Here is an 18447-nt window from a genome sequence, read left to right on the forward strand (position 1 = left end):
CCACTAGGCCAGCGCCTCCAGGTCGGCTTCGACCTGCTTCGCAGTGATGAACTGGATCGCGTGCCAGCCGTGGGCGCGGGCGATCTCCACGTTCTTCGCCACGTCGTCGATGAACACCGTCTGCGCGGGCTCGATGCCGAAGCGTTTTGTCGCGAGCTCGAAGATCTCGGGCTCGGGCTTGATCAGCTTCACGCGTGACGAGAACACCCCGTCGGTGAAGCGCGAGAAGAACTCGTGCGTGCTCTCGAGGTGCACCGCATAGGGCTCGGGCATGTTGGAGAGGAAGTAGAGCCGGTGGCCGTTGTCGTGCAGGCGGTGCAGCAGGTCGACCGTCTCCTTCTGCGCTTCCAGCTCGCCGGGCACCGCATCGATGACGGCCTGCACCTCGCCCAGCTCGAAGCCCAGGCGCTCGGCGATCAGCGGCGCCAGCTCGGGGATCTCGATCGTGCCGCGGTCGAAGCGGCCCCAGTCACCCTGGTAGTTCTGGAAGAAGTCGAGCACCAACTGCTGGGCCGCCGCTTCGTCGACGGCGCGGTGCGGCAGCGTGCGCTTGAGCAGCTCCGACGGGCGCCACTGGAAGACGACGCCGCCGAAGTCGAATACCACATGCTTCTTCATGCGCGCAACCTCGCCAGCAGGCCGGCCGTCGACGCATCGAGGCCCGCCGTGTCACCCGAAGCGAGACGCGGCAGCAGGTCGTTGCACAAGGCCTTGCCCAGCTCCACGCCCCACTGATCGAAGCTGTTGATGCCCCACAGCACGCCGGCGGTGAACACCCGGTGCTCGTACATCGCGATCAAGGCGCCCAGGCTGCGCGGCGTCAGCTCGTCCAGCATCAGCGTGGTGCTGGGCCGGTTGCCAGGGAAAGTGCGGTGGCGCGCGATGGTCTCGGCGTCGAGTTCGCGCGAGGCGGTGGGCGCTTTTTCGCCCAGGGCCTGCTCGGTGCTCTTGCCGAGCATCAGCGCCTGGCTCTGCGCGAGGCCGTTGGCCAGCAGCTTGGTGTGCAGGTCGGCGAGGCCGTGCGTCGGGCGTTTGACGAGGATGAACTCGACCGGCACGACGTCGGTGCCCTGGTGCAGCATCTGGAAATACGCATGCTGCCCGTTGGTGCCCGGCTCGCCCCAGACCACCGGGCTCGTGCCGTAGGGCAGGCGCGCACCGGCGAGGTCGACGCACTTGCCGTTGCTTTCCATCTCGAGCTGCTGCAGGTAGGCCGGCAGGCGGCGCAGGCCCTGGTGATAGGGCGCGACGCTGCGACTCGTGAAGCCGTGGAAGTTGCGGTACCAGACGTCGACGAGGCCCAGCAGCGCCGGCAGGTTCTGCGCGAGCGGTGTCTCGGCGAAATGGCGGTCCATCGCATGCGCCCCGGCCAGCAGGGCACGGAAGTGGTCGGCCCCGATGGCGAGCGCGATCGGCAGGCCGATCGCCGACCACATCGAGTAGCGGCCGCCCACCCAGTCCCAGAAGCCGAAAGTGGTGCTGACGCCGAACTCGGCCGCGGCTTTCACGTTCGTGGTGGTGGCGACGAAATGCTTCTGCGTGTCGGTGCCGCCGTTCTCGAGGAACCAGGCCTTGGCGGCCTGCGCGTTGGCCATCGTCTCCTGCGTCGTGAAGGTCTTGCTCGCGATGATGAAGAGCGTCTCGGCCGGCTTCAGCTGGCGCAGCACCGGCGTGATGTCATGGCCGTCGACGTTGGACACGAAGTGGAAGCTGAGCCCGCGGTGGCAGAAGGCATCGAGCGCCGGCACCACCATCTGGGGCCCGAGGTCGCTGCCGCCGATGCCGATGTTGACGATGTGCTGGATGCCGCTCCTGGCGGTGTCGCGCACGGTCTCGACATACGCGAGCATGCGGTCCAGCACCTCGTGCACCTCGGCGTTGAACGGCGAGCGGCCTCGCGGCGCACGCAGCGCGGTGTGCAGGACGGCGCGGCCTTCGGTGAGGTTGGCCACGTCGCCGCGCAGCATGGCGTCGCGCCGCGCCTCGAGCTGGCATTCCGTCGCCAGGTCGAGCAGGAAGCGCTGGGTCGCCACGTCGATCAGGTTCTTCGACAGGTCGGCAAAGACTTCGGGCGCTTCGACCTTGAAGGTGTCGAAACGGCCCGGGTCGCGGGCGAAGGCTTCGCGCAGGTCGAAGTCGCGGCCGTGGGCTTCGTAGTGCCCTGCCAGTGCGGCCCAGGCTTCGGTCTTGTCGCAGCGGGGAGCGGAGGTCGTCACTTCAGTCCTTCGATCATCTTGTCGAGCTTGATCGCATCGGCGGCAAACGCGCGGATGCCTTCGGCGAGCTTCTCGGTGGCCATCGCGTCTTCGTTGAGGGCGTAGCGGAAGCTGGTCTCGTTGTAGGTCACGGCGTGGATGGCCGCCTGGCGGGCGCTCTCGGGGTCGAGGCGGCGCACGATGGGTGCGTCGCTCGACTGCAACTGCGCGAGCAGCTCGGGGCTGATGGTGAGCAGGTCGCACCCCGCCAGCGCCACGATCTGGCCCACGTTGCGGAAGCTCGCACCCATCACCTCGGTGTCGATGTCGAACTTCTTGTAGTAGGTGTAGATCTGGGTCACCGACTTGACGCCCGGGTCGTTCACGCCCGCGTTGGCCGCTTCGTCCCAGCTGCTGCCGGCCGACTTCTTGTACCAGTCGTAGATGCGGCCGACGAAGGGGGAGATGAGGCGCACGCCGGCGTCACCGCAGGCCACGGCCTGGCAGAACGAGAAAAGCAGCGTGAGGTTGCAGTGGATGCCCTCGTGCTCGAGGATGCGCGCGGCCTGGATGCCTTCCCAGGTGGCGGCGATCTTGATCAGCACGCGCTCGCGGCCGATGCCCGCGGCCTCGTACATGGCCATGATGCGGCGCGCACGCTGCACGGTGCAGGCGGTGTCGAAACTGAGGCGCGCATCGACCTCGGTCGACACCCGGCCCGGCACCACTTTCAGGATCTCGAGCCCGAAGCGCACCAGCACCTCGTCGACCACTTCGTCCATCGGCCGGACCTTGTGCGCGGCGACGGTCTCGGCCAGCAGCGGCGCGTAGTCGGGCTGCTGCACGGCCTTGAGGATGAGCGAGGGATTGGTGGTCGCATCACGCGGCGCAAAGGCCCCGAGCTGCTTGAAATTGCCGGTGTCGGCGACGACGGTGGTGTATTGCTTGAGCTGGTCGAGTTGGTTCATGGTCTGAGCCCGTGCTGCGCGATGTTTCATTAGAACCCGAGCTTGCGGCGTGGTTCGTGAAGGCCCTGAAGGTTTGACGTTGCGACGAAACAGCGGCATCATCCGGGATGAAACAAAGTTACATCCTAGCGCATCCCTGAGTACTTGAGGCCCCTGCAGATGTCCTTCGATCTCGTTTTCTTTGGTGGCACCGGCGACCTCACATGGCGCAAGCTGATGCCGGCCCTGTTCCAAGCCTTCCGTCACGGCAAATTGCCTGCCGGCGGGCGCATCCTCGCCGTCGCCCGTGACGAGCAGAGCGACGAGAAGTACCGCGCCTGGCTCAAGGAGCGTTTCCAGGACGTGGAAGGCGCCAAGCGCCCGAGCGACGAGGAGTTCGCCCGCTTCGCCGAGCTGGTGCACTACCTGCGCATGGACCTGTCGCAACCGGCCGACTACGGCAAGCTGAAGACCTGGCTGCAGGCCCGCAACGCCGACACGGCGGTGCTCTACCTGGCCACCAGCCCGCATCTTTTTCCGCAAATCTGCGAGCAGCTCGGCGCCGCCGGCCTGAACGCGCCGCACATCCGCGTGGTGCTCGAAAAGCCGCTCGGCCACGACCTCGCCAGCGCCCAGGAGATCAACCGCGTCGTGCGCTCGGTGTTCAGCGAGACGCAGGCCTTCCGCATCGACCACTACCTCGGCAAGCCCTCGGTGCAGAACCTGATGGCCCTGCGCTTCGGCAACGTGCTCTTCGAGCCGCTGTGGCGCCGCGAGAGCATCGCCAACATCCAGATCACGCTGGCCGAAGGGATCGGCGTCGGCACCCGCGGCGACTTCTACAACCGCACCGGCGCCCTGCGCGACATGATCCAGAACCATGCGCTGCAGCTGCTCACCATGGTGGCGATGGAGCCGCCGTCGAGCAGCGATGCCGATGCGATCCGCGACGAGAAGCTCAAGGTGCTGAAGTCGCTGAAGCCCTTCACCGAAGAGTCGGTCGCGCGCGACGTGGTGCGCGGGCAATACCGGGCCGGCACCGCGGGCGGCCACTCGGTGCCGGGTTACCAGCAGGAGCAGAAGGTGCCGGCCGGCAGCACCTGCGAGACCTTCGTGGCGCTGCGCACCGAAATCCAGAACTGGCGCTGGGCGGGCGTGCCCTTCTACCTGCGCACGGGCAAGCGGCTGGCGGCGCGCGATGCGCAGATCGTCGTCAACTTCCGCCCGACGCCGCACAACATCTTCCCCGGCGTGAGCCAGCCCAACAAGCTCGTGATCAAGCTGCAGCCGGAAGACGGCCTGGAGCTGCACCTGCTCGCCGCCAAGGGCACGGGGCAGCAGGAGATGCTGGCGCCGGTGTCGCTCGACCTCGACTTCGACAAGGCCTTTGCCGAGAACCGCGTGGGCGCCTACGAGCGCCTGCTGCTCGACGCGATCGCCGGCCGGCTCAACCTGTTCGTGCGCAGTGACGAGCAGGAGCAGGCCTGGCGCTGGGTCGAGCCCATCCTGCAGGCCTGGACGAAAGACGCCACCGGGCCGCGCCCCTATGCCGCGGGCACCTGGGGCCCGGCCGCCGCAAGTGCGCTCGTGGCGCGCGATGGCTTCGCCTGGTCCGAAGAACAATGATGGCCGGCCGACGCCCCGCCACCCTCAGATGAGCATGCTCGACCGCATCCGCGCTTCCCTGCCCGCCCTGCCCCCGGCCGAGCAGCGCGTGGCCAAGCTGCTGCTGAACGATTCGCGCAGCTTTGCCACCCTGCCCGTCAGCGAGCTGGCCAAGCGGGCGCACGTGAGCAAGCCGACGGTGGTGCGCTTCTGCCGCAGCGTGGGCTACGACGGGCTGGCCGACTTCAAGCGCAAGCTGGCCGGCAGCGTCAACGAAGGCGTGCCCTTCGTGCACCGGGCGGTGGATGAAGACGACAAGGTCGACGACGTCATCGTCAAGGTGATCGACAACGCGGTGAGCGCCTTGCTCAAGTACCGCAACGACGCGGCCGGGCTCGCGTTCGACCGCGCGGTGGCGGCCCTCGTCGCCGCCGGCAAGGGCGGCCGGCGCATCGAGTTCTACGGTGTGGGCAACTCGGGCATCGTGGCCCAGGACGCGCAGCACAAGTTCTTCCGCCTGGGCGTGAACGCCGCGGCCATCAGCGACAGCCACGTGCAGGTGATGAGCGCCACCATGCTGCAGCCGGGCGACTGCGCGGTGATCATCTCCAACTCGGGCCGCACCCGCGACCTGATCGACGTGGCCGACATCGCGCGCAAGAAGGGTGCAACCACCATCTTCATCACCACCAGCGGCTCGCCGCTCGCGGCCATGGGGCAGTCGGGCACGCAGCAGGTGCTGCTGCCGGTCGACCACCCGGAAGACTTCGACCGCTACAGCCCGATGGTGTCGCGGCTCCTGCACCTGCTGGTGGTGGACATCCTCACCACCGGCGTGGCGCTCAAGCTCGGCAAGGAGCTTCGCCCGATGCTGCAGGACATCAAGCGCAATCTGCGTAGCAAGCGCTACGCCACGCCGACCTGAGGCCGGCCTCGTGGCGGCTCAGGCCGCCTTGTCTTCGGGCGGCATCAGGAGCACGTCGACGCCATAGAGGCGCGCCAGCTCCGCGAGCTTCTGCGGCGCATGGCGCACCGCGAAGCCCTTGCCCCAGGCCGAGGCGAGTCGCTGGCACTCGAGCAACACCGCCAGGGCCGAGGAATCGAACTGCCTCAGCCCCGAGGCATCCACCATCACCACGGGCTGCTCGGCCTGGGCCTTGGCCTCTTGCTGCAGGGCCTGCGACAGCATGCGCTGGGCATTGCGGGCCTCCTGCAGGGTGATCGTGGCGGGCAGGACGAGCATCGTGCTTCAGCTCTTGGTGCCGGCCGCGGCCTTGTTGCGCTCGGCCAGCTTGGCGATGAGGCCGTCGATGCCACCGGCGCTGATTTCCTGCGCGAAGGTGTTGCGGTAGTTCTCGACCAGCCAGATGCCCATCACGTTGACGTCGTAGATCTTCCAGGTGTCGGCCGCCTTCTCGAGGCGGTAGTCGAGCTGGATCGGGTCGCCCTTGCCGCGGATCTCGGTGCGTACCAGCACTTCGGCATCGCCGGCGGCGGCGCGCAGCGGCTTCAGCTGCACGGTCTGGTCGCGCACCTGGGCCAGGGCGCCGGAATAGGTGCGCACCAGCAGCACCTTGAATTCGTCCTGCAGGCGCTTCTGCTGCTCGGGCGTGGCCTGGCGCCAATAGCGACCCACGGCCGAGGAGGTCATGCGCTGGAAGTTCACATGCGGCATGACCTTTGTCTCGACCAGGGCCATCACCTTGTTGACGTCACCGGCCTGGATGGACTTGTCAGCGCGCGCGGCTTCGAGCACTTCGTTGGAGACCCGCTTGACGAGCTCATCGGGCGCCTGCTGGGCAAACGCCGTGCCCGAGGCACCCACCACGACGGCGAGCGCCGAACACCAGGTCATGAAACGTCGACGAAGAAACAGCATTGGTAATCCTTTCAAGACTCGGGCCTTGAGCCCACGGCCGTTGGAGGCCCGTCTAGTGCCCGAGTTCAGTGATCAACGCGGCAGGTGCCGCGGCGGTTGGCAGCATTACACAACAGCAACATGCGGCCGGTTCGCCTCAACGGCCCGCGTCCGACGCAGCCGCTGCGGGCGCAGGTGCGGAAGCGGCAGGACCAACCGACGCCGGAGCACTGGCACCCGCCGCGGGGGCCTTGGGCGCGGTGTCACCGTCGTCGTCCGGCTCCTTCTCTTCAGGCGGATCGCCGTCGTAGACCAGGTTGCGGCGGCGCTGCAGATAGGCATCGCGCACGAACACGTATCGGTCGAGCGCGATGTCGTTGAGCATGCCCGTGGCACCGAGCAGGTTGGCACGCTGGTTGACGGCTTGAAGCCCGGCGGTGGCGAGCTTGGCGCCGTTGCTGCTCATGCCGAGGGCCGGCGAGACCTGCACGTCCAGCGGGAGGGCGATGGAGTCGCGCAGGGTCGACGGGCCGATGATGGGCCACACGACATACGGCCCCGGCGCCATGCCCCATTTGCCGAGCGTCTGGCCCAGGTCTTCGCCCTGGCGGTCGGCACCGAACTCACTGGCCACGTCGAGGAAGCCGCCCAGGCCGAACAAGGTGTTGGTGCCGACGCGGACCATGTCCTGCAGGCCATTGCTGAACTTGCCCTGCAGCATGTTGTTGACGGCCGACCACACGTCGGACACGTTGCCGAAGAAGTTGTTCACGCCGCGTCGCATGGGCTCGGGCACGACCTTGGTGTAGGTCGTGGCCACGGGCTTGAGCACCGCTTCGTCGACCTTGTCGTTGAGCCTGAAGACCCGGCGGTTCCAGCGCTCCCAGGGATCGATCTTCTCGGAACGCGACACCGGGGCCGCCGGCGTGCTGGCGGTCGTCGTCGCGCAGCCCGTGAGCAGCACCATCCAGCAGGCCGCGAGCAGCAGCGCCAGCCGGCGCATCATTTCTTCGCACCCCCGGCGGGTGCCGGCGCCGGCGCGGCAGGCGCCGCGCTCGTGCCGGCATCGGCAGCCCTGTTGTAGAGGAACTGGCTGATGAGGTTCTCGAGCACCACGGCCGACTGCGTCTGCGTGATGACGTCACCCGAGGCCAGGTTCTTCTCCGACGCACCGGGCTCCAGGCCCAGGTACTGCTCGCCGAGCAGGCCGGCGGTGAGGATCTTGGCCGAGCTGTCCTTCGGGAAGACGAACTTCTTCTGCATGTGCAGCACCACGCTCGCCTGGTAGCTCTTGTCGTCGAAGCCGATCGACTCGACACGGCCCACCACCACGCCGGCGCTCTTGACCGCCGCGCGCGGCTTGAGGCCGCCGATGTTGTCGAACTTCGCCGTCACCGCGTAGGTCTCGTCGAAGTTGAGGCTCAGGAGGTTGCCTGCCTTGAGCGCGAGAAACAGCACCGCCGCCGCGCCGATCAGCACGAACAACCCGACCCACACATCGTGACGAGATTTCTGCATCGCCGTCGCTCCCTTTGCGTCTCTTTCAGCCAGATTCAATCAGATCGAAAACATCATCGCGGTCAGCACGAAGTCGAGTGCCAGTACCGCGAGCGAGGCCATCACGACGGTGCGCGTGGTGGCCGCCGACACGCCCTCGGGCGTGGGCCGGCACGAATAGCCTTGCAGCAAGGCAATGAAGGTTACGGTGAAGCCAAAGACGATGCTCTTGACCACGCCATTGCCCACGTCGGCCCAGACCTGCACGCCGCCCTGCATCTGCGACCAGAAGGCGCCTTCGTCGATGCCGATCAGCGGCACCGCGACGAGCCAGCCGCCGATGATGCCCACGGCGCTGAACACCGCCGCCAGCAGCGGCATCGCGAGCACCCCGCCCCAGAAGCGCGGCGCCAGCACGCGCTTGACGGGGTCGACGGCCATCATCTCCATCGCGGCCAGCTGCTCGCCCGCCTTCATGAGGCCGATCTCCGCCGTGAGCGAGGTACCGGCGCGGCCTGCAAAAAGCAACGCCGTGACGACCGGCCCGAGCTCGCGCACGAGCGACAGGGCCACGAGCAGGCCCACCGCCTCCGCAGAGCCGTAGCGCTGCAGCGTGTAGTAGCCCTGCAGCGCCAGCACGAAGCCGACGAAAAGCCCCGACACGGTGATGATCGAGAGCGAGCGGTTGCCCAGGAAAAACAGCTGGTCCACCACCAGGCGGAAGCGGGCGAAGGTCTCGCCGAGGAGCGCCACCATCTGCACGAAGAGCCGCGCACCGACGCCCACGTCGGCGAGCTTGGAACGTACCAGCAGCCCGAGGTGAGCGGGATGAAGCCAGTTCATGGGCGCCTCCCCAGTCCGAAATCTTCGGCCACCGGCGCGGCCGGGTAGTGGAAGCGCACCGGCCCGTCGGCATGCCCGCCGACGAACTGGCGCACGAGCGGGTCGTCGCTGGCGCGCATTTCGGCGGGGGTGCCTTGCGCGGCGATCCGGCCGTTGGCGATGAAGACCACGTGGTCGGCGATGAGGAAGGTTTCGTCCACGTCGTGCGACACCACGATGCTCGTCACGCCCAACGCGTGGTTGAGGTTCTTGATGAGCGTGGCCGCCACGCCCATCGAGACCGGGTCGAGCCCGGCGAAGGGTTCGTCGTACATGATGAGTTCGGGGTCGAGCGCGATCGCACGCGCCAGCGCCACGCGCCGCGCCATGCCGCCCGACACCTGCGAGGGCAGCAGGTCGCGCGCACCGCGCAGGCCCACCGCATTGAGCTTCATCAGCACGAGGTCGCGGATCATGGCTTCGGAGAGCGAGGTGTGCTCTCGCAGCGGGAAGGCCACGTTTTCGAAGACGGTGAGGTCGGTGAAGAGCGCCCCGAACTGGAACAACATGCCCATGCGCCGGCGCATGGCATAAAGCCCCTTCGCATCGAGCGTGGCCATGTCGACGCCGTCGAACAGCACCTGCCCGCTCATGGGCAGCAACTGGCGCCCGATCAAGCGCAGCACGGTGGTCTTGCCACCGCCCGAGGTGCCCATCAGCGCGAGAACCTTGCCCCGGGGCACGGTGAGGTTGACGCCTTCCAGGATGACCCGGTCGCCGTAGCCGCAGGTGACGTTGCGCAGTTCGATCATCGTGTTGGGCCTAGCTGCTCCTGTGTCGCTCAGAGGGTGGTGGGCCGCGCACCCGGGTGACAGGCGGGCCGCCCTGCAGGACGCCCGGCACCGGATCGCACGGCATGGCGGGGAGAATGTAGCGCAGGCGCGCATGCCCTTGCCCGCCCCGTCCCGACGCCGACCCTTTCCACCAGGATGCCCACTCAGCGCGAGCCCTTCCGCAAACGCCCCCGAGGAGGCCGCATCGTTGCCTGGGCGCTGCTGGTTGTGGGGGTGTCGCTCGGGCATGTGTCGGTGCCTTGGGTGTTGAGGGCGGGCCTGCCGCAGATCGAGTTCAAGGGTGGAACGCCACCGACCACGCCTCTGGTCACACGACAGGTCACAAAGCCGTCAACGATCCAACCGCCTGACGCGCCGGCGCTCACGGCCATGCCGAAGGCGCCGGCTGAGTCATCGACGCCGGAGCCTCCAACGCCCCATCAGCCTCTGAATCGGCAGCCAGCGGCACAAGAGTCGAGCACCACACCGGATGCGGTTGCAGCCGCGGAGCCCCGCTCGGTTGACGACATGAAAGATGAAGGCGGCCTGCTCTACGCCATCAGCGGCTACTTCGGTGGCCACGCCGTGGGAGGCAGCGCGCAATTCAGGCTGAAGGTCGCGCCTCACGAGTACCTGGCGTCGCTCGACGTCACTGGCTCGCACCGCTTCAGCACGCTGTTTGCCTGGCGGCTGAAGACCCGGGGGCTCATTGAAGACCATTCGATGAGGCCGGAGACCTACGATGAAGCACTGCAGTTCGCAGGCGCCGGAGGCAGTGCCCACACGGTGACGTTTGCGGATGAGTCCCACCCGGACCAGACAACTGCAGGTACCCCCATTCCTCGGCTGGACCCGCTGAGCGCACTGCTTCGCATGAGCAGCGACTTGCACCAGCGGCAGGCGTCGCCGGGCGCCACAGGGGGCGCCTCTGGGCCATATGCGATCGTCGTGCAGCTGGGCGCGCGAAGGCTGCACCTCAACTTCGAACGACAGGGTGAAGAACTGCTCTCCACCCCTCACGGCGAACTGCAAACCGAGAAGTACGTCACGAAGTACTTGAACAACTTCCATGACGGTCCTCAGGTCAGCGTGTGGTTCGCCCCCGCCTTCCGGCACGCGGTGGTCCGGATCCTCATCGAACAGGAAGGCCTTGCGGCGACAAGGTTCGAGCTGGAGTCCGAACCCACCGCCTTCCCGGCCTGGCGCTGAGGCGCCACAACGCCCCAAGGGCGGTGCCGTCCGTCAGCCACAAGCTGCCACCCGTCGAGCCTGGTGCGCCGGGCCAAAGCCGCTTGACTATGCTCGCGCTAACTCAGTTTCCCGTCTCTCACCCGAAGGGCCCCAAGATGTCGAACAGCCTCTCCCACGATCGCTACCGCTCTCTGAAGCCGACGCTACGTGCGCGGGGCTTCACTCTCGTCGAAGTGATGGTCGTCCTGGCAATCGTAGCCATCCTGTCGGCCATTGCGATTCCCAGCTATCGCGACTATGTCTTGCGCGGGCATCTCGTCGATGGCACGAACGCACTGGCAACCATGCGTGCCGACATGGAGCGATATTTCCAAGACAACCGTAGCTATGCCGCGGTCGGCGCTTTCAATCCGCCTTGCGCAGCTCCGGGGCGCGTCGTCGGCCACTTCACGGTGACATGCGCCCCGGGATCCAATGCCACGAGCTACACGTTGATCGCTCGTGGCGCCGGCCCAGTGCTTAACTTCGACTTCACGCTGGACCAGCAGGGCAACGCCGGTACAGCGAACGTTGGGGTCGCCAACTGGGGCACCTATCCCGCCTCCTGCTGGCTCCTGAAGCGGGGACAGACGTGCTGACCACCACGATGCAGGCACCTGCGGGGCCGTTGCGTGCGGTTGCACCGCGCGTGCGCGGCGTGACGCTCATCGAACTTATCGTGACGCTAGCCATCTTCGGCATCCTTTTCGCGCTGGGTCTCCCCACGTTCAACAACTGGATTCGCAACAACCAGATTCGCGGCGTTGCCGAATCCCTCCAGAACGGACTGCGCACTGCGCAACAGGAAGCCGTGCGCCGCAGTCGCACGGTGGTGTTCTTTCAGACCTACGCCACTCCAATGGTCGGCGCGCCTGCAGCTTACGGCGGCCGAAACTGGGCGGTGCAATATGTCCCGACCGCGATCGATACCCCGGTGTTGCCGGAGCCGGTCGTCCATGCTGGGTCGATGTCCGACGTCGGCACCAACCGGGTTCTGGTCCTCGGCACGAATGGTGGCGGCAACGTCACCGCGATCTGCTTCAACGCGAACGGCCGCCTGATCACATCGACCCCGGCTGCCAACGGTGTCGTCAACGCCAACTGCAACGCGTCTGCCACCACATTCAACATCGGCTATGTCGGCGGCGGCGTTGACCGTCCGCTCCAAGTCAGAGTGGAGCTCGGCGGGCGAGTCCGCATGTGCGACCCCGGCCGTCCCGCAACCGCTCCTGACGGGTGCTGAACATCATGAGAACCAAAAGACCTCTCCGCGGCCAAGCCGGCTTCACGCTCATCGAGGTGCTGGTCGCGATCCTCATTTGCTCGATCGGACTGATGGGCATTCTGGGCCTGCAGGCCCGGGCCATGCAGTACACCGTCGGCGCCGAAGACGTGACCCGAGCTGCACGGCTGGCAGACGAGGCAGTCTGGGCCATCCAGAACGAAGGGACGGGGCGAATCAGCTCGACGGCATACAACGCGTGGCGGCTCCGCGTCCGGGACCCCGCGGTCGGCTTCGCTTACGGTGACGGTGAAATCTCGGAGCCCGATGCCTTTGGCATCCTGAGGATCACCATCACCTGGAGTCCGCCCGATGCGCCCGTCGGCTCCCAGCCACGCCGATATGTCACGGAAGTGGGGGGCGTATGAGCCGCATCTCCAAGTCTGATTTCCGTCCGACTCGAGGGTTCTCGCTCGTCGAGCTGATGGTGGCCATGGCCATCGGCCTTGTGGTCACGCTCGTCATCACCAACGTGCTGCTTCGTTCCGAGAACGACAAGCGCACCTCGACTTCGCTCAACGACACGGTGCAGTCCGGCGCCTACACCGGGTACATGCTGGAGCGAGCGATCCGCCAGGCCGGCACGGGCTATACGCAGCGGCTCAGCCAACTCTTCGGTTGCCGGCTCAACGCTTGGAACACGCGCGAAGGCGGCGTCATGTTGCCCGCACCGGCCGCGTTTCCATCTCCTTTTGGCAGCGCTGCCCAACTCCGCCGCCTGGCCCCCGTGTTGATCGAACCAGGCGCGGCCGATACAGGAGCCGAGGTTCGCGGCGACATCATCACCGTCATGTCTGGCGCTGGTGGAAAGAGCGAGATGCCGGTGCGTGCCTCGGCTTTCAACGCGGCGATGCCCATGAACTTCTCCATTGCCTTCACCGGCGAATACAGGGTTGGCGACATGGTGCTGCTGGGTGGTGACCGAGGCGCCAACCGGGACTGCATGATCCAGCAGGTGACGCGGATCAACGGCAGCATTCTCGAGCTCGGCGACAACCACACCTCAGGCGCAGGCACGACGATCAACTTCGCCGATTTCGCCGCTCCTGGCATGAGCACCGTGTACGCGGCGCAATTGGGCTATGTCGTGCCCACCGCCGGCCCCGCTCCGGCTCCGCGACCCAACCCACCGCTGTTTCAGATGTTCGCCGTGGGCGACAACTCCGTTCTCTTCAGCTACGACCTGCTGAAAACCGGAACGACTGCGGCACAAAACGACCCGCAGCCCGTCGCAGACAACGTGGTCGAACTCCGTGCGCTGTACGGGATCGACACCGACCTGAATCATTCCCTTGAAGACTGGCAGGATCCCGCCACCTCGCCCTACCGCTACGCCGAGCTCACAGACGGAAGCACCGACGCCCTGCGCAGGCTCAAGCAGATCACGGCCATCCGGATTGGCCTCATCACGCGTTCGCCGCTGCAAGAGAAGCTTCGCGACGACGGCACCCCCGTCGGCCCCGAGCAGATCGTCCTCTTCCCAGGCCTGACCACCAGCGGTGGCATCTCGCTGCAACGCACCCGGACGCTGACGGCGGACGAGCGGAACTTCCGCTACCGCACCTACGAAGCCATCATCCCTTTGCGCAACATGCAATTCGCCCCACTGCCATGAACATCCGCCTCTCGCGCAAGCACACCGGCCGGTTCGTCGGCCGCGAACGGGGCGTCGTGCTGCTGTTCGCCTTGATCGCACTGCTGATCATGATGATCGGGGCCGTGGCCCTGGTGAAGTCGTTCAACACGTCGCTCCTGAACACCGGCAGCCTCGCGTTCAAGAAGGACCTGGTGCACCGCAATGAGGCCGCGATTGCGCGCGTCATCACGTTGGCGCGGCAGCCCACCAACCTGACTGACCCCAACATTGCCGCGGCCCCGTACCTGAGCATGAACTACAGCCCGCAGATCCTCACGTACAACGAGCAGGGCATCCCCAATCTGCTGCTCGTCAACGATGCAACCTTCAACGCCTCGGGCTTCACCCATTCCAACAACGACATCGTGCTGACGGACGATCAGATCCGGCTGCGTTTCGTGATCGACCGGCAATGTGCCTCGCCGGGCCTTGTGTCGTTGCTGGGTGCCGCGGATTGCGTGCCGGGCGGTGGGGCTGGCCCTGATGGCGGCAGCTCCGACATGCCCATCCGCGCTGAGACCGAAGGTGGTGGCCTCCCCGGCGCATTCGCCTTCGTTCCCGTCTATCGCTTGTCGATCCGCGCCACCGGCCCCAAGGGCACGCTGGCCTTCTACCAAACCACCTTCACGCTTCGGTGAGGCTTTTCATGTCCAAGACCAAGCTTTCCATGCTGCGCCAATCGGCACGCACCCTCGGGGCCGCGGCGCTCGTGGTATCGAGTGTTGCCGCCCAGGCGCAAGTCGCGCTCGCCGATCAGCCTTTGTTTACCAACAACCCGGTACCAGGCAACTTGGCGCTGGCCCTGTCGGTGGAATTCCCGACCGCGGTCAGCGTGGCCCACATCGGCAACTACGACAACTCCCGCACGTACCTTGGCTACTTCGATGCCACCAAGTGCTACAGCTACCGGTCGAGTGCTACCGACAGCACCACCACGCCCAACCTCACGGCGCCAGACAGCTATTTCTATCCGGTGGCCGCTGCAAGCGCCACACGCACCTGCACTGGGCAATGGAGCGGCAACTTTCTCAACTGGGCGACGATGCAGACCATCGACCCGTTCCGTTGGGCCTTGACGGGCGGGTACCGGGTGATCGACACCCCCACCTTGACCGTCCTTGAGAAAGCCTGGGCATCGGGCCAAGGGGGCACTGGCAACTTCCCCAATCGCTCCATCTCGAACGCCACCACGATCTCGGGCGCCACGCCTCTGACATCGCTGAGCGCGGTCAACATGCGCGTCGAAAGCATGGGCAACCGCCTGCGCTTCAGCAGCAGCTCGAGCAACCTGACCAACGGCACGGTGCCGGTCCACTACAACCCCGCGACCAACCCCACCGGTGTAGCCAACACGGTCTATGAAGTCTTCGCACGCGTCAAAGTTTGCGACAGTGCCGTCGGCCTCGAATCGAATTGCAGGGCCTACGGGGCCAACCACAAGCCTGAGGGGCTGATCCAGCGCTACTCAGATCGCATCCGCTACAGCGCCTTCGGCTACCTGAACGACAGCAACGTCCAGCGCGACGGCGGCGTGTTGCGCGCGCGCCAGAAGTTCGTCGGCCCCACCCAGCCGGTCATTGGCTCTCCAGCCACTACCAACTCGCTGCGTGAGTGGGACCCGGCCACCGGGGTCTTCATCCTCAATCCGGACAGTGCCGACGCGGCCAACACGGCCACGGTCTTCGGTGTGCCCGTCGCCAACAGCGGCGTCATCAACTACCTCAACAAATTCGGGCGCGCAGCGGGCTCGTACAAGACATACGACCCGGTCGGCGAGCTTTACTACGCCGCCGTGCGCTATTTCAAGAACCTCGGCAACATCCCGTCCTGGACCAGCACAGGTACCGCCAGCGTCGCGACCCGAACCACCTGGGTCGACAACTTCCCGGTGATCACCACCTGGGATGACCCCATCCAGTACTCCTGCCAGCGCAACTTCATCCTCGGCATTGGCGACACCAACACCCACGCCGACAAGAACGTTCCGGGTGCGACCTCGCTTACCGCCAACGAGCCGGCCAAGCCCAGCTTTGGCAGCGGCGAGAGCACGAATGCCGTCACGGCCACCAACCGCATCGGCCTGCTCGAGGGCATCGGCGGTGGCTCGCTGGGCACGGTGAACCCGTACAACGGCTGCTGTACGAACAACAGCGCGCTGATGGCAGGCATCGCCTATGACGTGCACACACGCGACATCCGTCCCGACGACAACGCACAACCGAACACCTTGGGTCGCCAGACGATCTCGACCTACTGGCTCGACGTGATGGAATACCAGACCATGGCAGCGAACAACCAGTTCCTGCTTGCAGCCAAGTATGGTGGGTTTGAAGTACCTGACGGCTTCAACCTCTATACGAACAACGCGGCTCTGCCCCAAGCCTGGTGGCGCACGACAACCGATGTGTTGCCGAATGGCGCGCCTCGCCCGGACAACTACTTCACCGCCGGTGCCCCCGACCAGATGATCTCCGGCCTGACCCGCGCGTTCGCCGACATTGCTTCGCGGATCCGTGCCTACACGACGTCGTTCTCCACCACCTTGCCGCAGGTCGCGCAGACCGGCAACGGAAGCTTCAGCACCCAGTACGACTCCCAGAGCTGGACTGGCGAGGTGCAGGCCAACATCCTGAACTTCGACGCAGTCACCGGTGATCCCGTGCTGATCCAGCCCCCGGCTTGGAACTTTTCCACCGAACTCGCCGCGCAAACCAGCGCCAACAGTGGCACCGGCTGGAATACCAACCGTCGCATCGCCAGCTGGGACCCCGTCTCGCGCACGGCCGTGGCCTTCCGTGCCTCCGGTGGCTCGCGCCTCACCAACGCGCAGCTCCTGGCGCTGGACACGCCCTACGACCCTGCCAACGACAGCACCAACTACCTCAATTACCTGAGGGGCGACCGCTCCAACGAGATCGCCTCGACGACCACCGGCAGCACGCGGGCCTATCGCACCCGCACCACGCTGGTGGGAGACATCGAAGGATCCAAGGCGGTGCCGGTCGGACGCCCCGACTACCCGTTCGAGGAGGGCTCCAACCCCGGCTACGAGGCGTTCAAGACAGCCTACAGGAATCGTCGCACCGCGGTGTATGTCGGCGCGAACGACGGCATGCTGCACGCCATCAACGGCGCCCTTCAGCGCGTCCAGCCGGCAACTCCCAACACCTTGGAGACAGACCCCGACGCCGGCCGCGAGATGTTTGCGTACATCCCAAGTGCGCTCATCACAGGCCCCAACAACACGCCGGCCGTCGATGGGCTGGCAGCGCTGGGCCGGTCGCCCTACATCCACAAGTACTTCGTGAATTCGACGCCGGTCACCTTCGACGTCGACTTCTTCAACACCCGCAATCCGGTGGCGACCGCACCCGACTGGCGCACCATCCTCGTCGGCGGCCTGGGCAAGGGCGGCAAGAGCTACTACGCCCTCGACGTGACCGACCCGACCTTCCTCGCCCAGAGCGAGTCCAACCTGGTCAGCAGGGTTCTCTGGGAGTTCACCGACCCCGACATGGGCTACAGCTACGGAGCGCCACTGATCATCAAGACGCTCAAATATGGCTGGGTCGTGGTGCTGACCTCCGGCTACAACAATGGCAGCACCAACGGCTACCTGTTCTTCGTCAACCCGCGCACCGGCGAACTGCTCGAGAAAGTGGCAATGCCCGGTACCAGCAATGGTCTGGCATCGGTGAACGGCTTCGTGGAGACCTATCGCAACAACCTGACCGACGCGCTCTACGCCGGCGACCTCGACGGCAACATCTGGCGCCTTGACGTGACAGGAACGACGGGCACCTACCCGACACCGCAGCTGTTTGCCGTGCTCACCGATACCGCTGGAGCGCGGCAGCCGATCACGGCGCGCATCATCGTCGAGATCGAGCCGCGTACCGAGATGCGTTTCGTCATGGTTGGCACGGGCAAGCTGCTTGACACGAGCGACATCGGCTCCACCCAGTACCAGACGTTCTATGCCATCTCAGACGGCTCGAGAAACTTTGGCGGGTTCAGGCCGATCACGTCGACGCCATTGGGCAAGTCCGATCTCGTGGAGACAAACAACACGCTCAATACGCTCAACATCGACTACGACACCCGTCGCGGTTGGTACATCAACCTCAACAGGCTGGGTTCGCTCACGAACCTGGAGACCGGTGCGCCGTATCGTGTGGTGAGCCGGCCCACCAGTTTCTATGGCACGGTGACCTTCGTTGCGGTGGCGCTGGTCAACGATCCCTGCAGCCCGACGGGCACCAGCCGGATCATCGGTGTCGACATGTTCAACGCCCAGTCGCTCCTGCTGTCGACGGCAACCGCGGACAGATTGCCTTATGTCCAGGTGGCCAGCAACGTGACGGACATCAAGGACCTGAGCGTAAACGGCAGACGCGAGATCATCTTCGGTGACGACCGGGGCGGGTTGAGCCAGGCCCGCAGCGCACCGGCCCCGTCACAGCCATCGAAGCGCCTCAACTGGCGCGAGATCCAGTCCCTGAACAACTGATCAGGAAAGGACGGAAGCCCGCGCCAGCGGGC

At 66.0% G+C, this 18447-nt stretch carries 18 protein-coding genes; 9 read left to right on the plus strand and 9 right to left on the minus strand.

Annotated elements, in window-relative coordinates:
• Nucleotides 1–3 precede the first annotated feature (3 nt).
• The 3 genes from JI745_RS10150 to tal are packed head-to-tail and all read right to left on the minus strand — an operon-like array spanning nucleotide 4 to nucleotide 3163.
• On the minus strand, nucleotides 4–618 hold the full coding sequence (locus tag JI745_RS10150) for an HAD family phosphatase (RefSeq protein WP_201805875.1): 615 nt from the start codon (nucleotides 616–618) through the stop codon (nucleotides 4–6).
• Complete coding sequence (gene pgi, locus JI745_RS10155) at nucleotides 615–2216, minus strand: glucose-6-phosphate isomerase (protein ID WP_201805877.1); 1602 nt, start codon at nucleotides 2214–2216, stop codon at nucleotides 615–617. Before pgi ends, JI745_RS10150 begins: the two co-directional genes overlap by 4 nt.
• The gene (gene tal, locus JI745_RS10160) at nucleotides 2213–3163 is read right to left on the minus strand and encodes a transaldolase (RefSeq protein WP_201805879.1); all 951 of its coding nucleotides are present in this window, start codon (nucleotides 3161–3163) and stop codon (nucleotides 2213–2215) included. The genes pgi and tal overlap by 4 nt, the downstream gene beginning before the upstream one ends.
• Before the next feature lie 159 nt (nucleotides 3164–3322).
• Between tal and zwf the strand changes: the two genes are divergently transcribed.
• Complete coding sequence (gene zwf, locus JI745_RS10165; RefSeq protein WP_201805881.1) at nucleotides 3323–4768, plus strand: glucose-6-phosphate dehydrogenase; 1446 nt, start codon at nucleotides 3323–3325, stop codon at nucleotides 4766–4768.
• A gap of 34 nt (nucleotides 4769–4802) precedes the next feature.
• Nucleotides 4803–5672: a MurR/RpiR family transcriptional regulator gene (locus JI745_RS10170; protein ID WP_201812466.1), complete on the plus strand. Its 870-nt coding sequence runs from the start codon at nucleotides 4803–4805 to the stop codon at nucleotides 5670–5672.
• Nucleotides 5673–5690: 18 nt separating this feature from the next.
• Here JI745_RS10170 and JI745_RS10175 read toward each other — a convergent pair whose 3' ends face one another.
• The 6 genes from JI745_RS10175 to JI745_RS10200 form a co-directional block, all read right to left on the minus strand.
• On the minus strand, nucleotides 5691–5990 hold the full coding sequence (locus tag JI745_RS10175) for a lipid asymmetry maintenance protein MlaB (protein WP_201805883.1): 300 nt from the start codon (nucleotides 5988–5990) through the stop codon (nucleotides 5691–5693).
• A gap of 6 nt (nucleotides 5991–5996) precedes the next feature.
• Nucleotides 5997–6602, minus strand: coding sequence for a phospholipid-binding protein MlaC (locus JI745_RS10180; protein ID WP_236674954.1), 606 nt, complete (start codon nucleotides 6600–6602; stop codon nucleotides 5997–5999).
• Nucleotides 6603–6762: 160 nt separating this feature from the next.
• The gene (locus tag JI745_RS10185) at nucleotides 6763–7611 is read right to left on the minus strand and encodes a VacJ family lipoprotein (RefSeq protein WP_236674955.1); all 849 of its coding nucleotides are present in this window, start codon (nucleotides 7609–7611) and stop codon (nucleotides 6763–6765) included.
• Nucleotides 7608–8123, minus strand: a complete 516-nt coding sequence (mlaD, locus tag JI745_RS10190; protein WP_201805887.1) for an outer membrane lipid asymmetry maintenance protein MlaD — start codon at nucleotides 8121–8123, stop codon at nucleotides 7608–7610. Before mlaD ends, JI745_RS10185 begins: the two co-directional genes overlap by 4 nt.
• A 39-nt stretch (nucleotides 8124–8162) precedes the next feature.
• Nucleotides 8163–8945 (minus strand): lipid asymmetry maintenance ABC transporter permease subunit MlaE, encoded by a 783-nt coding sequence (gene mlaE / locus JI745_RS10195; RefSeq protein ID WP_201805889.1) that lies wholly within the window; start codon nucleotides 8943–8945, stop codon nucleotides 8163–8165.
• The gene (locus JI745_RS10200) at nucleotides 8942–9736 is read right to left on the minus strand and encodes an ABC transporter ATP-binding protein (RefSeq protein ID WP_201805891.1); all 795 of its coding nucleotides are present in this window, start codon (nucleotides 9734–9736) and stop codon (nucleotides 8942–8944) included. The genes mlaE and JI745_RS10200 overlap by 4 nt, the downstream gene beginning before the upstream one ends.
• Before the next feature lie 549 nt (nucleotides 9737–10285).
• Here JI745_RS10200 and JI745_RS10205 point away from each other — a divergent pair.
• From JI745_RS10205 to JI745_RS10235, 7 genes are all read left to right on the plus strand, one after another.
• Entirely contained in the window at nucleotides 10286–10966 is a 681-nt protein-coding gene (locus JI745_RS10205) for a DUF3108 domain-containing protein (RefSeq protein ID WP_201805893.1), read from the plus strand.
• A 137-nt stretch (nucleotides 10967–11103) separates the two neighbouring features.
• Complete coding sequence (locus tag JI745_RS10210; RefSeq protein WP_201805895.1) at nucleotides 11104–11586, plus strand: type IV pilin protein; 483 nt, start codon at nucleotides 11104–11106, stop codon at nucleotides 11584–11586.
• Entirely contained in the window at nucleotides 11580–12230 is a 651-nt protein-coding gene (locus tag JI745_RS10215) for a GspH/FimT family pseudopilin (RefSeq protein ID WP_201805897.1), read from the plus strand. The genes JI745_RS10210 and JI745_RS10215 overlap by 7 nt, the downstream gene beginning before the upstream one ends.
• Before the next feature lie 5 nt (nucleotides 12231–12235).
• A complete protein-coding gene (locus JI745_RS10220) occupies nucleotides 12236–12637 on the plus strand; it encodes a prepilin-type N-terminal cleavage/methylation domain-containing protein (RefSeq protein ID WP_201805899.1) in 402 nt (133 codons plus the stop codon).
• Nucleotides 12634–13884 (plus strand): PilW family protein, encoded by a 1251-nt coding sequence (locus JI745_RS10225; protein ID WP_201805901.1) that lies wholly within the window; start codon nucleotides 12634–12636, stop codon nucleotides 13882–13884. Before JI745_RS10220 ends, JI745_RS10225 begins: the two co-directional genes overlap by 4 nt.
• A complete protein-coding gene (locus JI745_RS10230) occupies nucleotides 13881–14543 on the plus strand; it encodes a hypothetical protein (protein WP_201805903.1) in 663 nt (220 codons plus the stop codon). The genes JI745_RS10225 and JI745_RS10230 overlap by 4 nt, the downstream gene beginning before the upstream one ends.
• An 8-nt stretch (nucleotides 14544–14551) precedes the next feature.
• Nucleotides 14552–18415 carry a pilus assembly protein gene (locus JI745_RS10235; protein ID WP_201805904.1) on the plus strand — a complete coding sequence of 1288 codons (3864 nt, stop codon included), beginning with the start codon at nucleotides 14552–14554 and terminating at the stop codon, nucleotides 18413–18415.
• Nucleotides 18416–18447: the final 32 nt, after the last annotated feature.

Origin of the sequence: Piscinibacter sp. HJYY11 (genome assembly GCF_016735515.1) — a bacterium.
Lineage (GTDB): Bacteria > Pseudomonadota > Gammaproteobacteria > Burkholderiales > Burkholderiaceae_C > Rhizobacter.

Bases quoted from the DNA above. Each gene is read 5' to 3' on its own strand.
- JI745_RS10150 (WP_201805875.1), bottom strand. From the start codon at position 618: ATGAAGAAGCATGTGGTATTCGACTTCGGCGGCGTCGTCTTCCAGTGG.
- tal (WP_201805879.1), bottom strand. From the start codon at position 3,163: ATGAACCAACTCGACCAGCTCAAGCAATACACCACCGTCGTCGCCGAC.
- zwf (WP_201805881.1), top strand. From the start codon at position 3,323: ATGTCCTTCGATCTCGTTTTCTTTGGTGGCACCGGCGACCTCACATGG.
- JI745_RS10170 (WP_201812466.1), top strand. From the start codon at position 4,803: ATGCTCGACCGCATCCGCGCTTCCCTGCCCGCCCTGCCCCCGGCCGAG.
- JI745_RS10175 (WP_201805883.1), bottom strand. From the start codon at position 5,990: ATGCTCGTCCTGCCCGCCACGATCACCCTGCAGGAGGCCCGCAATGCC.
- JI745_RS10180 (WP_236674954.1), bottom strand. From the start codon at position 6,602: ATGACCTGGTGTTCGGCGCTCGCCGTCGTGGTGGGTGCCTCGGGCACG.
- JI745_RS10185 (WP_236674955.1), bottom strand. From the start codon at position 7,611: ATGATGCGCCGGCTGGCGCTGCTGCTCGCGGCCTGCTGGATGGTGCTG.
- mlaD (WP_201805887.1), bottom strand. From the start codon at position 8,123: ATGCAGAAATCTCGTCACGATGTGTGGGTCGGGTTGTTCGTGCTGATC.
- mlaE (WP_201805889.1), bottom strand. From the start codon at position 8,945: ATGAACTGGCTTCATCCCGCTCACCTCGGGCTGCTGGTACGTTCCAAG.
- JI745_RS10200 (WP_201805891.1), bottom strand. From the start codon at position 9,736: ATGATCGAACTGCGCAACGTCACCTGCGGCTACGGCGACCGGGTCATC.
- JI745_RS10205 (WP_201805893.1), top strand. From the start codon at position 10,286: ATGAAAGATGAAGGCGGCCTGCTCTACGCCATCAGCGGCTACTTCGGT.
- JI745_RS10210 (WP_201805895.1), top strand. From the start codon at position 11,104: ATGTCGAACAGCCTCTCCCACGATCGCTACCGCTCTCTGAAGCCGACG.
- JI745_RS10220 (WP_201805899.1), top strand. From the start codon at position 12,236: ATGAGAACCAAAAGACCTCTCCGCGGCCAAGCCGGCTTCACGCTCATC.
- JI745_RS10225 (WP_201805901.1), top strand. From the start codon at position 12,634: ATGAGCCGCATCTCCAAGTCTGATTTCCGTCCGACTCGAGGGTTCTCG.
- JI745_RS10230 (WP_201805903.1), top strand. From the start codon at position 13,881: ATGAACATCCGCCTCTCGCGCAAGCACACCGGCCGGTTCGTCGGCCGC.
- JI745_RS10235 (WP_201805904.1), top strand. From the start codon at position 14,552: ATGTCCAAGACCAAGCTTTCCATGCTGCGCCAATCGGCACGCACCCTC.